General features: G+C 36.9%; 12 protein-coding genes and 1 tRNA gene. 4 read left to right on the plus strand and 9 right to left on the minus strand.

From position 1 onward, the window contains the following. Positions 1 to 2: 2 nt before the first annotated feature. Positions 3 to 314 (minus strand): DUF4286 family protein, encoded by a 312-nt coding sequence (locus ACKWCD_RS09615; protein ID WP_413983730.1) that lies wholly within the window; start codon positions 312 to 314, stop codon positions 3 to 5. A 75-nt stretch (positions 315 to 389) separates the two neighbouring features. Beyond that, complete coding sequence (locus tag ACKWCD_RS09620) at positions 390 to 2,174, minus strand: tetratricopeptide repeat protein (protein WP_413983731.1); 1,785 nt, start codon at positions 2,172 to 2,174, stop codon at positions 390 to 392. A gap of 159 nt (positions 2,175 to 2,333) precedes the next feature. Here ACKWCD_RS09620 and ACKWCD_RS09625 point away from each other — a divergent pair, with 159 nt between their 5' ends. Then, positions 2,334 to 2,960, plus strand: coding sequence for a hypothetical protein (locus ACKWCD_RS09625; protein WP_413983732.1), 627 nt, complete (start codon positions 2,334 to 2,336; stop codon positions 2,958 to 2,960). Positions 2,961 to 2,977: 17 nt separating this feature from the next. On the opposite strand, the gene serS is transcribed toward ACKWCD_RS09625, so the two are convergent. The 3 genes from serS to ACKWCD_RS09640 all read right to left on the minus strand — a co-directional run bounded on the left by serS (position 2,978) and on the right by ACKWCD_RS09640 (position 6,590). Continuing rightward, a complete protein-coding gene (gene serS / locus ACKWCD_RS09630; protein WP_413983733.1) occupies positions 2,978 to 4,249 on the minus strand; it encodes a serine--tRNA ligase in 1,272 nt (423 codons plus the stop codon). A 77-nt stretch (positions 4,250 to 4,326) separates the two neighbouring features. Then, on the minus strand, positions 4,327 to 5,664 hold the full coding sequence (locus ACKWCD_RS09635) for an HTTM domain-containing protein (protein WP_413983734.1): 1,338 nt from the start codon (positions 5,662 to 5,664) through the stop codon (positions 4,327 to 4,329). Continuing rightward, entirely contained in the window at positions 5,661 to 6,590 is a 930-nt protein-coding gene (locus ACKWCD_RS09640; RefSeq protein ID WP_413983735.1) for a bifunctional riboflavin kinase/FAD synthetase, read from the minus strand. Before ACKWCD_RS09640 ends, ACKWCD_RS09635 begins: the two co-directional genes overlap by 4 nt. Positions 6,591 to 6,640: 50 nt before the next feature. On the opposite strand from ACKWCD_RS09640, the gene ACKWCD_RS09645 reads away from it, so the two are divergent. Together ACKWCD_RS09645 and ACKWCD_RS09650 are read left to right on the plus strand one after the other, a co-directional pair. Continuing rightward, positions 6,641 to 10,417 (plus strand): zinc-dependent metalloprotease, encoded by a 3,777-nt coding sequence (locus tag ACKWCD_RS09645; RefSeq protein ID WP_413983736.1) that lies wholly within the window; start codon positions 6,641 to 6,643, stop codon positions 10,415 to 10,417. Continuing rightward, a complete protein-coding gene (locus tag ACKWCD_RS09650) occupies positions 10,414 to 11,097 on the plus strand; it encodes a hypothetical protein (protein ID WP_413983737.1) in 684 nt (227 codons plus the stop codon). Before ACKWCD_RS09645 ends, ACKWCD_RS09650 begins: the two co-directional genes overlap by 4 nt. A 6-nt stretch (positions 11,098 to 11,103) precedes the next feature. On the opposite strand, the gene pth is transcribed toward ACKWCD_RS09650, so the two are convergent. The 3 genes from pth to ACKWCD_RS09665 form a co-directional block, all read right to left on the minus strand. Then, positions 11,104 to 11,733 (minus strand): aminoacyl-tRNA hydrolase, encoded by a 630-nt coding sequence (gene pth / locus ACKWCD_RS09655; protein WP_413983738.1) that lies wholly within the window; start codon positions 11,731 to 11,733, stop codon positions 11,104 to 11,106. A 66-nt stretch (positions 11,734 to 11,799) separates the two neighbouring features. Next, positions 11,800 to 12,456, minus strand: a complete 657-nt coding sequence (locus ACKWCD_RS09660; protein ID WP_413983739.1) for a 50S ribosomal protein L25/general stress protein Ctc — start codon at positions 12,454 to 12,456, stop codon at positions 11,800 to 11,802. 24 nt (positions 12,457 to 12,480) lie between these two features. Further along, the gene (locus ACKWCD_RS09665; RefSeq protein ID WP_413983740.1) at positions 12,481 to 13,422 is read right to left on the minus strand and encodes a ribose-phosphate pyrophosphokinase; all 942 of its coding nucleotides are present in this window, start codon (positions 13,420 to 13,422) and stop codon (positions 12,481 to 12,483) included. Between the two features lie 150 nt (positions 13,423 to 13,572). Here ACKWCD_RS09665 and ACKWCD_RS09670 point away from each other — a divergent pair. Next, positions 13,573 to 13,652 (plus strand) — tRNA-Leu (locus ACKWCD_RS09670). 97 nt (positions 13,653 to 13,749) lie between these two features. On the opposite strand, the gene ACKWCD_RS09675 is transcribed toward ACKWCD_RS09670, so the two are convergent. Next, complete coding sequence (locus tag ACKWCD_RS09675; protein WP_413983741.1) at positions 13,750 to 14,523, minus strand: SDR family oxidoreductase; 774 nt, start codon at positions 14,521 to 14,523, stop codon at positions 13,750 to 13,752. Positions 14,524 to 14,551: the final 28 nt, after the last annotated feature.

Genomic DNA, 14,551 nt, shown 5'->3' on the forward strand with positions numbered 1-14,551 from the left:
TTCTAATGCTCACTTACGATTTCTAGCTCCGTACGAAAGGCTACGAACTTTCCGGCAAATAGCTTGGTGATGTCTTGGCGCAATCGGTCTGCATCTTCGATATAGTAGCTTTCTAAAGTTTTTTTATCTGTGGTGGTGTATTGAACGGAATAGGTTAAGCCGCCCATTTCTTCCTCCACCAAAACTTTACACATTTTTGCCTTTGAGAATTTTCCAGTCGCCAACATGTCTGGTATATGAGTTTCCCTCATCCATAAAAGCCATTGGTCGTGAACTGATTCTTCAATATTTATGGTAACGTTGTAGATGTACATTTTAAATGTAAATTCAAAACTCAAATACAAATTCAAGAGGCTTTTTGAGCTTGACTTTTGAACTTGTATTTGAATTTAATTTATAGAATCTCCCCTGAGCCTTCTAAAGTTTTTTCGTGCTTGCGGAAAGTAATAACTGTCTTGGTAATTATAAATAATCTTTTCGTATTGCGTTTTAGCTTTTTCAGGTTCATTAAACACATTTCTATACAATTCGCCCAATTGAAAATAGGCGTCGTCGGCTAGAATACCAGAACCATAGAACTCTATAATCTTGCGGTAATTTAATTCTGCAGCTGCATATTCTTTTATTCCTTCTAAAAGCTCACCTTGTTTTAGGAGCGCCTCGTCTTCTATTTTTTCACCTTTATGGTCGAGCAGAATCCCATTTAATTCAGAAATCGCCTCCTTGGTTTTGTTTTGATAAGCTAATAGGTCTGCACGGGCGTATTTTCTAAGGGCAGTTTGTGTTGAATCTTCCAAGGAGTTGTCTGAAATTAAGAGGCTCAATTGCATGGCATCATTGGCTATGAGTTGCGAAGTAGAACCACGCAAGACTTTTAATTGTGTCAAGGCCCAATCGAAATCTCCCTTATAAAAACTGGTTTGTGCTACTTTGTATCGGGCATTCTGGCCTAACACATCATTTTTTAATTTTTTCTGAATTTGGGAAAAGTAAATAAGTGCCTGATTGAACTTTTTATTAAAAACCAAAATATCACCCAATGCTAATTTTACGTAGGCCGTTCCTCTTGCATTCAAGGGAAGCTCCAAACTATTTTTTAGAATTTCAATGGCGGGCTCCGGACTATCCTTCTTGAATGTTAGAAAGTTGGCATAAGCAATTTGTAATTGAAGGGTCTGGCTTTTATACCCATGAATTTCAATAAGCTCTTCATATTGCTCTTGTACAGTATTCAATACTTTTTCATCGGCATCTAGCAATTGAATATCTATGATATTTAATTGGGAGTTTAGTTTGGTAACCTCGTCGTTCGTGTTTTCAATGATATATTCAAAAATACTTTGTGCTATCTCTGTGTCGCTATCGTCTAAGGCTAAATTTCCAAGGTTTTCGAGCCTCTGCATAGATGAACCATCCATACGCTTGTAAATAGCTTTTTCTTGACGGAAGGCACTACTATATTGTTTTTGTTGCACAAATAACCAGCTTAACAACTGATTCCATATCACATCTGGGTCTTTTTGAGCATTTTGAAGTAGGATGGTTTTAAGTTTGATATTGTTTTCAGATTCTGCATCTTCACTAATGAAGTCGTCAAAATTTCGAATGACATTTGACATTGAAGCTTTTCCTTGTCGAATTAAGACCAGATAAGCACTGAACATTTTGTCGATATTCCCTTGCTCTCCATATATGCGAGCCATTTGAAAGTTGTAATCTAATTTCGGATTGAGTTCCATTGCTCTTGAATACGCCTTTAGAGCATAGTCTAGAAGTGCATATTTTTGAAAACGGAATCCGATACCATAGCCGTAATTCGGATTTTCGTCAATCACGGCAATGGCCTTGTTATAGTATTGGTCAGCTTTTTCAGAAATGTCTTGTAGCGTGTAGTTATAGCCCAGTTCGATGAATAGCGTGGGGTAAGGTCGACCCATTTCTAGAGCATGCAACAAGAATTTTTCAGCATCTTCATAACGTTCAAGTTGCTGATAACACGCAATTAAGCCTTCGGTGTAATCTGTTCTTCTCGGGTCTTTTTCAACAAGTTTCTCATAGAAAACAACAGCTTTCTCGTAATCTCCATCCTCAAAATAACGCTTTGCCAAGAAATCTTCTTGAGCAAAGATAGAGGTGGTTAAAATAAGAAGAAAGATGCAAAGGCAAGATTTCATACTGTAAATATACCGCAGTTCTGTGGAAGAATCGACTTAATAAAAGGTTAAACGGAGTTTATTAGCAAGTAGTATTTTTTAATCTTAACCCAAACAACAATCTTAAGAGTTAGGCGTTAGTTATTAAATATAGTAAGAAAAAACCTACAATTTATATTTATGACCCCATATCTATTCAAGAAGCAACTCATTATGTTTTGCTTTTCCTTATTTTCTTTAGGCATATTGGCTCAGGTAGATTCATTACAACAATCAGTCACTGAAAAGGGTATTGAGCAATGGCAAGACGGACTTCTGGTATTGAGTAATGGCAAGCAGTATTTTGGACAAATCAAATGTGTGATTAAATCGGGGACTTTATTGGAGCATATTGAGTTCAGAAAAGATGCTACTGATTTTTCTCAGATTTTCATGGCTGAAACCTGTGATGAAATTCAATGGGGAGAATTTGAATTAATATCATTACCCAAAGATTTCAAAAAACCTCTTGATAAAATGTTCTATTTGAACATGTATCAAGGGAACAACATTCAAGTGTTTTTTGAACCTAAATTCACAAAGAGTTCAAAACCGGAATCACTCCGTTTTTTGGTTTATAAAGAGGGTATTTACACTTCAGTTACGAAGGCCAAGTTCAAGCGAACTACTTTTGATTTATTCGGTGATAGTGCACTTTGGAGAGATAAAACCATCGATAAAGATTGGTTCAAATTTTCTAATATGTACGAAGTCGCTAAATTCTACGATAGCAATATTGTCTTTGTAAATACGAGGTTTGAAGACTAGTAAGCTTTAAAATTCGACTAATCAATTTTATTGAACCCACAGTAAGGCACTAGTACTTTAGGAATTTCAATACCATCTTCTGTCTGGTAATTCTCCAATATTCCTGCTAAAACACGTGGTAAGGCCAAAGAACTTCCATTTAAGGTATGCGCCAGTTGGCTTTTTCCATTTTCGTCTTTGAATCGGAGTTTCAAACGATTAGATTGATAAGCTTCGAAATTGGAAACTGAACTGATTTCAAGCCAGCGGTCTTGTGCTGTTGAAAATACCTCGAAGTCAAAAGTTAAAGCAGAAGTAAATCCTAAATCTCCTCCACACAATCTTAGAATGCGATAGGGGAGTTTCAACTCTCTGAGAATATTCTTAACATGTTCTACCATTCCATCCAAAGCTTTATAAGAGTTCTTCGGATGTTCAACACGTACGATTTCCACTTTATCAAATTGGTGTAATCTGTTCAAACCACGAACATGAGCTCCATAACTTCCTGCCTCACGACGGAAACACGGTGTATAAGCGGTATAACAAATAGGGAAGTCTTTTTCATTAATAATTTCGTCACGAAACAAATTCGTAACGGGTACTTCTGCGGTAGGAATCAAGTACAAATCATCGCCACCTATATGGTACATCTGCCCTTCTTTGTCAGGTAACTGACCCGTTCCAAGTCCAGAAGCTTCATTTACAACATGTGGCACTTGCATTTCGGTATAGCCCGCTTCTGCATTTTTGTCTAAGAAGTAAGAAATCAGGGCACGTTGCAAGCGAGCACCTTTTCCTTTGTATACTGGAAAACCTGCTCCTGCTATTTTAACCCCGAGTTCGAAATCAATAATGTCATATTTTTTAGCCAGTTCCCAATGAGGAAGTGCATCGGTACTTAAAGTTGGGATTTCACCTTCTTCGAAAATCTCCTCATTATCGGCGTCTGTGCTTCCTGCGGGAACAGATTCATGGGGAATATTCGGAATTTGGTATAATAGATTTTGTAATTCTTCTGCTACCACATTCAGTTCATCACCAAGTCTTTTAGAATCTTCTTTTAGACTTCCTGTTTTTTCCTTGAGCGCATTTGCTTCTTGAGCATTTCCACTCTTGAAAAGCATTCCAATTTCTTTTGAAAGGGTATTTGATTCAGCCAAAGTAGCATCTAACCGGGTTTGGGTTGCTCTTCTTTTTTCATCCAAAGAAAGAATATCATTTAAAAGAGAATTAGCATCAATATTTCGCTTTTTCAAGGCGTTTATGATTTCGTCTTTTTTATCTCGGATGACTTGTATTTGTAACATTATAATTTTATTTGAAGAGCAAATTTAGGTTTAATTGAGCAACCAATCAATCTACTATCGATATTGCAACATGTTAACTAATTTTTATTCCTTTCTGGTTGTGAAGGTAAAATCCATTGGTTATGCCAAAAATAGTTCCATGAAGTATTGGCTAAATCTACTTTGGGGTCGATGAAAGCACGGTACGGCTTGCCATTAATACTTACTTTGGAGTTCAAGGCGTACACTGAAATATCTTCTCCTTTTGCAGCAGCTTCTTTCTTTAGGTGCTGGGCAAACTGCCAAATAAAATCAGGATAGGCTGCGATTCGTTGTTCTTGCTTCCTAGATAAATAATCGTTTAGATTTATATAAGAGGAAGTTTTTGTTTGAGTATTTACCACCTTAAATTTTATAATTCCTACTCTGCTTCTAAGCATCATTCGCCAACTCATGCGATGCCCCTCTTCAGTCCATAGTACTTGATCTTTTATAAGGTGGTGTCGTATAGGAAGAAGGAGCTGTATTATGAAATAAAAGCCTGCCAATGCGTAAAAAATAGTATTGTAAGTAGGAGTTTGAACTTCTTTCTTTGCAAACAGAACCTTTCTTTTGAAGAAAATGTTGCGAAGCGTTTCTGCTTTAAAAAAGAAGACTGTAAAGGCAAGTGATAGGTAAGGGAAAATGCCTATTTGGAAAACAATAGAATTAAAAAGATGGAAAAAAATGGAGGCAAAAAATGCGAATTTTCGTGTGGGTTTCCAAAGTAATGCGGGTATAATTAGCAAATCGAATAGGATACCGAAAACACCAACAATTTTATGAGCCCATTCTTGTTGAAGTAAATCTCCGATTACATAATACTCCGCCTTGTCAGTCATTAGAATTTTTATAATACTAAAATCTAACCAATCTCCATAAATCTTGGCAATAGAAGCGTATGTGTAAACAATAAATAACTGCAGTATCACAACCCATTTAACATAACTAAACATATATTCTTTTTTCAAAGAGGGATTGTTCTTTGCATCCAAAGAATATCCTGCATTAGCCGAAAAAAAACACATCATTGCTGAAATCAAAATCAGTAAATAGTAATGATTGTTATAGGATGTTTTTTGCATCAAGTATACACCTGTCCAAAGAATGGTGAATGATATCATGCTGAAGCGATATTTGAAGCCAAGGGCGATACAGACACCTAGCGTTCCCATAATGAAAAAATAGATATACATACCATAGCCAGGAAGAGGCTGTAGCCAATCTAAACCTATGAAATTAAAAGTGAATTGGGGCTCTATTAATGTACGCTTTACCCAACCTGTAAGAATGGCTCCATAACATTCTAGAGCAATTAATATTCCAAAGAAAACACGAAAAATAAGAAGGGGAGTGTTGTCAACTTTGGTGAATAGCAAACGATTTAGGGCATTCATAACTTCGCTATTATAGAAAGCGAACTTTCTTGATCTTTTGCAAGTTGTTTTTTAAGCGATTCAAGCGATTCGAACTTATGTTCATCACGCAGCCTGTCTATAATATCAATCTGCAGCTTTTTATCGTAAAGGTCTTGATCAAAATCGAAAAAATGAATTTCAATAGTTTTTTCCTTGCCTGAGACGGTTGGGTTAAAACCAATATTCATCATGCCGAAAATGGTGACGCCTTCAATGTCGCTTTGAACAACATACACTCCATTTTTAGGTATAAGTTTGTAGGTTTCTTCAATATATAAATTAGCTGTTGGAAAATTCAATTGACGGCCTAGGCCTTTACCTCTTTTAACCGTTCCTGTTAGCATATACTTATATCCTAAATAAGCGTTGGCAGTTTGTACCTCCCCATTTTTAAGAGCTCCTCGAATTTTAGTAGAGCTCACAGATACATCATCAATTTCTTGGGCAGATATTTCTTCAACTTCAAAATCGAAAGTACTTCCGAAAGTAATAAGGTCTGTAATATTTGCAGTGCGGTTTCTTCCGAATCGATGGTCGTAACCAATGATTATTTTTTTTGTTTGTAGTTTATTTACTAATACATCACGAACAAATTCGGTTGCGGAAAGCCTTGAAAAATCTTTTGAAAAGGGATGAATGATTAAATGATCAAGACCAAGATTTTCTAAGATTTGAATCTTCTCATCAAGAGTGTTTAATAATTTGATGTTTGCGTCCTTTTGCAAAACCATTCTTGGATGAGGAAAAAAGGTCAAAACCATAGATTTTAAATCTAAGGTTTTGGCATTGTTTATAATGCGTTCCAATATCATGCGATGTCCAATATGAACACCATCGAAAGTGCCAATGGTTATTGCGGTGGAGTGCACTTTATCGTAATGATCTATGCTTTGGACTGTTACCACGAAAATAGAAAATAAAAAGACTTATATTTGAGTTTGGAAAATCCCCATTGATGATTACAAAATTACGTCTAGTTTTTGCAATTACCATAGCATTTCTCTCCTTTTCCGGTTACGCTCAGAACCACTATTGGCAACATGAAGCATCACAAAAAGTAAATCATGGTTTTTCAGAACGTTTTAACATACAAAAAGGGAGTGTATTCTCTTTTGATGAGAAGATGTTTAGGAAGGAATTGAAAGATGTATCAGTTTCCAAAAACAATTTTAAGGTTGTCTATTTTCCAAACGAAAAAGGGAAATCTATAGCGTTTCAAATAAATGAGTCACCGGTATTTTCAACAGAACTTTCAAGAAAATACCCAAATATCAAATCTTATGTTGGTCGTGCTTTAGATGGTTCTGAAGATAAAATTCGCTTTAGTGTTTCTCATAAAGGTGTGCAAAGTATGATCGTTCACTCCGATAATAGAGGTTCCACTTTTATGCAAAAAGATAGTAGTGGTAGATATGTGCTTTACGATCGCGATTCAAATGCATCAATATCAAGTGAGTTTATATGTTCAACCAAAGATAAAATTGCAAATAGTATTGGGGTTTCTTCTTCCATACGTCCTATAACGAATCAAGAACTTCGCAAATTTCGCCTGGTTGTATCCGCTGCAGGCGAGTATACTGAATATCACGGAGGTCAAGTGGCCGATGCACTTGCAGCAATAAATGCTACGATTACACGAATTAATGAAATTTTTGAAACCGATTTGAGTATTCAATTGGAGCTTATTGCGAATACTGACGAAGTGATATTTACTGACCCTGAAACAGACCCTTATAGTGGCGCTTCAAGTTTTCAAATACAGAATGTTTTGACTAATACCATTGGAGAGTCCAATTACGATATGGGTATTTTATTTCAAAAAAGAGAAAATGGTATAGATGGAAATGCCGGTTCTATTGGTTCAATTTGCCTAGATAATAGAAAGGGCAGTGCTTATGCATCTGCTGCCATTCCTGAAGGAGATTTATTTGATGTTGATTTGGTAGCTCATGAAATGGGACATCAGTTGGGTGCGAACCATACGTGGTCTTTTGAAGATGAGAGTACAGAATTTCAAGTAGAGCCTGGCACAGGAACTACCATAATGGGGTATGCAGGCACTCGAGGTATTCAAAACGTAGCTGAAAATGGGGATGATTATTTTCACTACATAAGTATTGTACAGATTGCAGATTATCTCAATACGGTAAGTTGTGGAGAAACCAGCAATATAACCAATAACCCACCTGTAGTTACACCTGCTGGTGGATTTACCATACCAATTTCAACAGCATTTGTTCTGACCGGGAATGCAACCGATGTTGATAGTAATGATATCTTGACCTATACTTGGGAGCAGATTGACGATGGAGTTGTGTCTCAGGAGACTTTTGGGCCGACCAACCCAGTTGGAGCCAATTTTAGATCGCAGCGACCATCGGCTAGCCCTGAGCGATATTTTCCAAAATTATCAAGCGTTATAGAAGGTAATTTAAGACAAACAAGTCCTACGGTAACTGATACTTGGGAAACCATTTCTGATGTCAAACGTGAAATGAATTTTGCCCTAACAGTCAGAGATAATGCCTCTGGGGGAGGTCAAGTTGCTTCTGATTTGGTCAATGTATTTGTTGACAATGCTGCAGGGCCTTTCGTTGTTACCTCTCAAAACACTAACGTTATAACTACTGCCGGAAATACAGAAGAAATCATTTGGGATGTTGCGAATACCGAACAAGCACCCATAAATGCGCAAACCGTAGATATTTTCCTTTCTTTGGATGGTGGAGAATCGTTTCCGAATTTATTAGCTGAAGATGTTCCTAACGACGGAAGTCATTTTGTACTAATTCCGGCAAGTCCTACAACAAAAGCGCGTATTATGGTTAAGGCTCATAATAATGTCTTTTTTGCTGTCAATTCTTCTGATTTTACTATTGAAGAATCAGAAATTGTCTTGAATTTTACTGAGCTTGAACATGAGGTTTGTTCTTCAGATATTTTAGTTGTCCCTTTTATTTATGAAACTTTTTTGGGCTTTGATGAAGAAGCTACTTTTAGCATAGTTGATCCGCCCGCTACTTCTGATATTGCAATTTTTCCTGAAGTTGCCACATTAACGAATACCCCAGTAGATATTACTTTTACGAATACAGAAAACTTAGCAACTGGTCGATATCAAATCACAGTACTGGCTACTACTGCAACGCTCACGAAAGAGGTTGTATTTGATTTGACAGTTTTTGACAGTGACTTTACTGAACTTACACTTACCTCACCATCAGATAATGAAATAGATACTCCCTCAACAATCACTTTAGAATGGCAAGCTGATGATTTGGCAACTTCCTATGAAATTGAGATTGCTACTGATGAAGCGTTTACCTCTATAGTAGAAACGGGCTCAGCAATAAACAACAGTTATCGCGTATTGGATTTAGAAAATCAACAAACCTATTATTGGCGTGTTAAACAGGAGAATAGTTGCGGAGAAGGTATTTTTGGAGCACCTTTTAGTTTTACCACGGTTCAATTCAACTGTATCTCGAAGGGTGGATCTGATTTACCAGCCCTAATTTCTGATATAGGCACACCTAAAGTGTTTTCTAAAATAGTATTTTTTGATGATGTACAGATTGCTGATGTAAATGTCAACCTAGACTTAGATCATTCATTTCTTTCAGATTTAGTGGTTACTTTAACTTCTCCCTCCGGAACTGATGTTGTTCTTTTTGGTAATTCATGTGATAATTTGAGGAATGTAAATGCCACTTTTGATGATAGTGCAAATAGTTTTGTATGTGGGGGTAATCCTGCTATTGGGGGAACGGTAAAACCATTAGGCTCTCTAAGTTCTTTTAATGGAGAATCTACCCTCGGAGAGTGGGTATTAACGGTGTCTGATAATTCACCGTCAGATGGGGGGTCTTTAAATGGTTTTTCGTTGGAGATATGTGCTGAAGGAGAATTCAGACCAGATGCTGACAATGATGGGGTTTTCGATGATGGGGCAGACCTATGTTTGGGAACACCCCCTGGAACACAGGTAAATGCCTCAGGCTGCCCCGTACTCATTATTTCACAATCAAATTATGAAATAGAAACCCGAAGCGAATCTTGTAGAAGCGGTGATGATGGGGCTATCACGATTGACGTTCAATCTGACCTCGATTATTCCCTTGTAGTTTCAGGAAATGGGGTGAATAGTACTGTTGTTTTTACAGCTCCATCTTTTTCCTTGAATAATCTATCTGCGGGTAGGTATACGCTCTGTATTACCGCAACAGATGGAACTCTAGAATCATTACAGCAGTGTTTTGAGGTTGTAATTGGAGAACCAGAAATGCTAAGTGTTTCATTAGAAACCTTGTTTGATGGTAGTCTTAATCTGCAGTTAGAGGGGTCTGATTTCTACAGTATTGAATTAAATGGTGTTGTTAATGAGACAGAAGACGCTAGTATTAGTCTCAGTCTAAAACCAGGTTTGAACACCTTAAAAGTTAGCACCAACTTAGCTTGTCAGGGTGTTTATGAAAAACAATTGCTATTTTCAAAAGATCCGGTAGTATATCCGAATCCATTTGATGATGAGGTAAACGTATTTTTTAGCGATACGGTTGAACAGGTAGAAGTTCAGGTATTTAATGCGAATGGTAGATTCATTCGAAAAGGTTCATATCAGGTCAATGGAAATGATCTGAAACTTGATTTGTCAGGCTTATCTGCAGGATTGTACTTTATTCAATTCAATGCCAAAAATATAATGGGAACAACCAAAGTTATTAAGAGATGAGATTTTTATCCGTACTTATAGCCTTTGTTGTCCTATTGGGTTGTAAGAAGAAAGAAGTGTCTATGCCACCAGCAAGTGTTCAATTAGTATTTCCTGAACGGAATTCAGAATGTACCACAGGAGAGGATATTAATGCAACAACAAGCCAAGTGGAATTTAAATGGTTGGCTTCAAATAATACCGACACCTATGAGCTCATAGTTACGAACTTAGATAGTGGTAATAAACAAGATTTTCCAGGTCTAAAGGGTACTTCTCAAAAGGTGCCAATTGCAAAAGGCGCGCGTTTTTCGTGGGTAGTAATTTCTAAAAATTCCGGAGTATTACAAAGTGCTACTAGCTCAACATGGAATTTCTACAATTCCGGATTTGAAACTAGTCATGCTCCTTTTCCAGCAGAAATAGTTGCCCCTAAGATGGGGGTTTCGATTTTTAAAGATATCAATAATGAAGTTGAATTAAGTTGGATTGGAGCAGATGTTGATGACGATATCGCGGAATATGAAATTTACTTATCAACTGAAAATCCACCTGAAAATTTGGTAAATACTTTTGAACCGAGTACTTCAGATATAAGAATTACTGTAGTCACCGATACGGTTTATTACTGGAAGATCATAACCAAAGACAGAGAAGAGAATACTTCTGACTCAGGCGTATTTGAGTTCAGAGTATATTAATCTCAATTAAGTACCATTGAATTGATTCATAGTGTTTTTAACTCCAGATAGAACAAATGAACTAACAAGTTCACAAGACTTCACTAGTCGCGCTGGCAATTGTTCTTTTTCCTCTTCATTCCATTTCCCTAGAACATAATCAACTTGTCGCCCTTTACTAAATTCAGCTCCAATACCAAAGCGAAATCTATTATATGTTGAACTTTGTAGTACGTTTTGAATGTCTTTTAAGCCATTGTGCCCACCATCACTTCCTTTAGTCTTCAAGCGAATAACACCAAATTTCAGGTTTATATCATCAGTAATAATCAAGATGTTTTCCAACGGAACTTTTTCTTTTTCCATCCAATATTTCAGTGCTTTTCCGCTAAGGTTCATATAGGTAGAGGGTTTTAAACAAAGCACACTTCTGCCTTTTACTTTAAATAAACCAATATCTCCAAGTTTTGCTGTTTCAAAAGTAAATTCCTCTTTTTTAGAAAGTGCATCCAAAACTTTAAAACCAATATTGTGTCTCGTTTCAACGTATTCACTGCCAATGTTTCCTAACCCGACAATCAAGAACTTCTTCATAGGATTTGTTTCATCTAAAAATGTACTCTTACGACCAAATATGAACTTTAAAAAACTGAACATGCATATAAAAATACAAAAGCATCCGCCAAATGACGGATGCTTTTTATATCTCTAGAAAATCTAGTTCTAGTTTTCTCCTCCTTCTGCAGGTGCATCTCCACCTTCAGCAGCTGCCTCAGTAGTAGCGCCTTCTTCTCCTTCAACTCCTTCTTCATCTTCATCGTCTTCAACCACAACAGCAGCACGAGCAGTTTTAACTTGCACAACTACCTGTGAATCTGGGTGAAGAATAGCAAAATCATCATTTAATAATGATTCAACTGTGATGTTGTCACCGATTTTCAATTTCGAAATATCGATATCAAAGAAATCAGGTAATTTGTCTGGTAAAGCTTTTATCGCCAGTTTTCTTTTTCTAAACAATAAACGACCACCATTTCTAACTCCTGGAGAGTTTCCAACCAGTCTTACCGGTATATTCATGGTTATTTCTTTGTCATCAAAGATTTGATAAAAATCGATATGCAAAATTTTATCCGTTACAGGGTGGAATTGAATATCCTGCATAATAGCGTTTAACTTTCCTTCTCCCAAGTCAACCTTTACGGTATGGGCGGCGCCGGTGTACACTAAATCTCTGAAACTTAATTCAGGTGCTGAAAAGTGTAATGGTTTTTCCCCTCCGTATACTACGCAAGGAACCATTCCAGCATTACGTAGGGCCTTCGTTGCCTTTTTGCCCACGCTTTCTCTTTCTGATCCTTTAATTGTAATTGACTTCATTATATAAATTAAAAATTAATAATTCTACATTAAGAACTTCGATGCTATTGAAGTATTGTTATGTACTCTATGCATTACATCAGCAAACAAATCTGCACATGTTATAACTTTGACTTTTCCACTTTCATGTTCGATAGGAATCGAATCTGTAACGATCAATTCTTTGAGTTTTGAACTTTCAATTCGATCATAGGCGTTACCGGATAAAAGACCGTGTGATGTAATCGCCCTGACGCTAATTGCTCCCCTCTCCATCATTAGATCAGCAGCTTTGGTCAGCGTGCCGGCTGTATCTACCATGTCATCAACTAAAACTACATTCTTGCCCTTAACATCTCCAATGAGTTCCATATGAGATATCACATTTGCCTTTGCTCTTTGTTTGTAACAAATAACAACATCACATTCTAAAGCTTTTGAATAGGCGTATGCCCTTTTTGAACCTCCCATATCAGGAGAAGCAATCATGAGATTGTCTAGGTTTAAACCTCTTAAATACGGAAGAAACATTGTAGAAGCAAACAAATGATCAACAGGTTTTTCGAAAAAACCTTGAATTTGATCGGCGTGTAAGTCCATTGTGATTATTCGAGTTGCACCAGCTGTTTCTAACATTTTTGCAATCAATTTTGCAGCGATAGGCACTCTAGGTTTATCTTTTCGATCTTGTCTAGCCCAACCAAAGTACGGCATTACCGCAGTAATATGGCGTGCTGAAGCGCGTTTTGCTGCGTCTAACATCAATAACATTTCCATCAAGTTTTCAGAACTTGGGTGTGTAGAACCGATAATAAAAATACGAGCTCCGCGAACTGATTCTTCAAACGAGGGTTGAAACTCACCATCACTATATCTTGATAGGTGTACATTACCCAAATCTGTACCATAAGATTTTGCAATTTTTTGCGCTAAAACAGTACTTTTTGTACAAGCAAAAATCTTCGGCTCAGGTACTTGATATGCCATGGTTAACTTCTTGTAATTGAGTTTATTAATAACCCTTGTTTTAAGGGAGGTGCAAATTTAAAAATTAATTTGTCTTGCTAAAGGATAATTGTTGTTATTTTCATTTTTTGAATGAAATATTTTTTTAGATTTGCAGTCCTATTTTTAAATGCTCGAGTGGCGGAACTGGTAGACGCGCTGGATTCAAAATCCAGTTCTTCGGAGTGTGGGTTCGATTCCCACCTCGAGTACTTAATACCTTGAAACACCTTAATTTAATTAAGGTGTTTTTATTTTCTGTCCGATTGAGAATTTTTAAATCAATTAAGGATAAAGATTTTTTTTTGATTAGCCCATAATTCCCTTGACCAATCCACCATCTACTGAGATAGTTTGACCTGTAATGTATTGACTATGTTGTGATAGCAACCAGACAGCGAGTGACGCAAAATCTTTAGGGTCGCCTATTTTACCGATTGAAGTTTGCTCAGCAAAAGTAGAACGAATTTCAGCTTCAGGGATACCTTTTAATTCACTGTTTTTTTTGAAAAGATTTTCCATGCGTTGGGTGGAATGGTATCCGGGTCCGAGAATGTTGAATGTGACTCCTGAGGTTCCCACTTCCTGAGAAAGTGTTTTGACATACCCAACAACAGCCAATCGCATTGAATTACTTAAAACTAAATTTTCTACAGGTTGCTTAACCGAAACACTTTCTATGTAAAGCAAACGGCCGTAATTATTCTCTAGCATTTTGGGAAGCAAAGCTTGGGTTAAGGCTATTTTCCAACGGACAACATTTCTGTAAGCATCATCCCAATCGGATAATTTAGTATCTAAAACTGGCATTGCTGGCGGACCACCTGAGTTGATGACAGCACCAGTCAGAATTCGGTCGCCGATTTTGCTCATTACTTTTTCAAGAACGGATTCTTCTGATAAATCACCAGATACAACCTCAATTTTTTCATGTGTCGCTTTTAAGTTTTCCAGTTTTTGTTCGGTACGAGCTACTGCAATAACCTTAGCTCCTTCCGCAATCAATTGCTCCAAAATGGCTTTTCCTAGTCCGCTGGTTGCTCCACCGACTAAGAACAGTTTATTTTCTAAATGTAGATTCATGTTTTTTTGTACAAGTATTCCGTTATAA

The sequence above is a fragment of the Maribacter taeanensis genome (genome assembly GCF_047345145.1).
In the GTDB taxonomy this organism is placed as follows: Bacteria; Bacteroidota; Bacteroidia; order Flavobacteriales; family Flavobacteriaceae; genus Maribacter_C.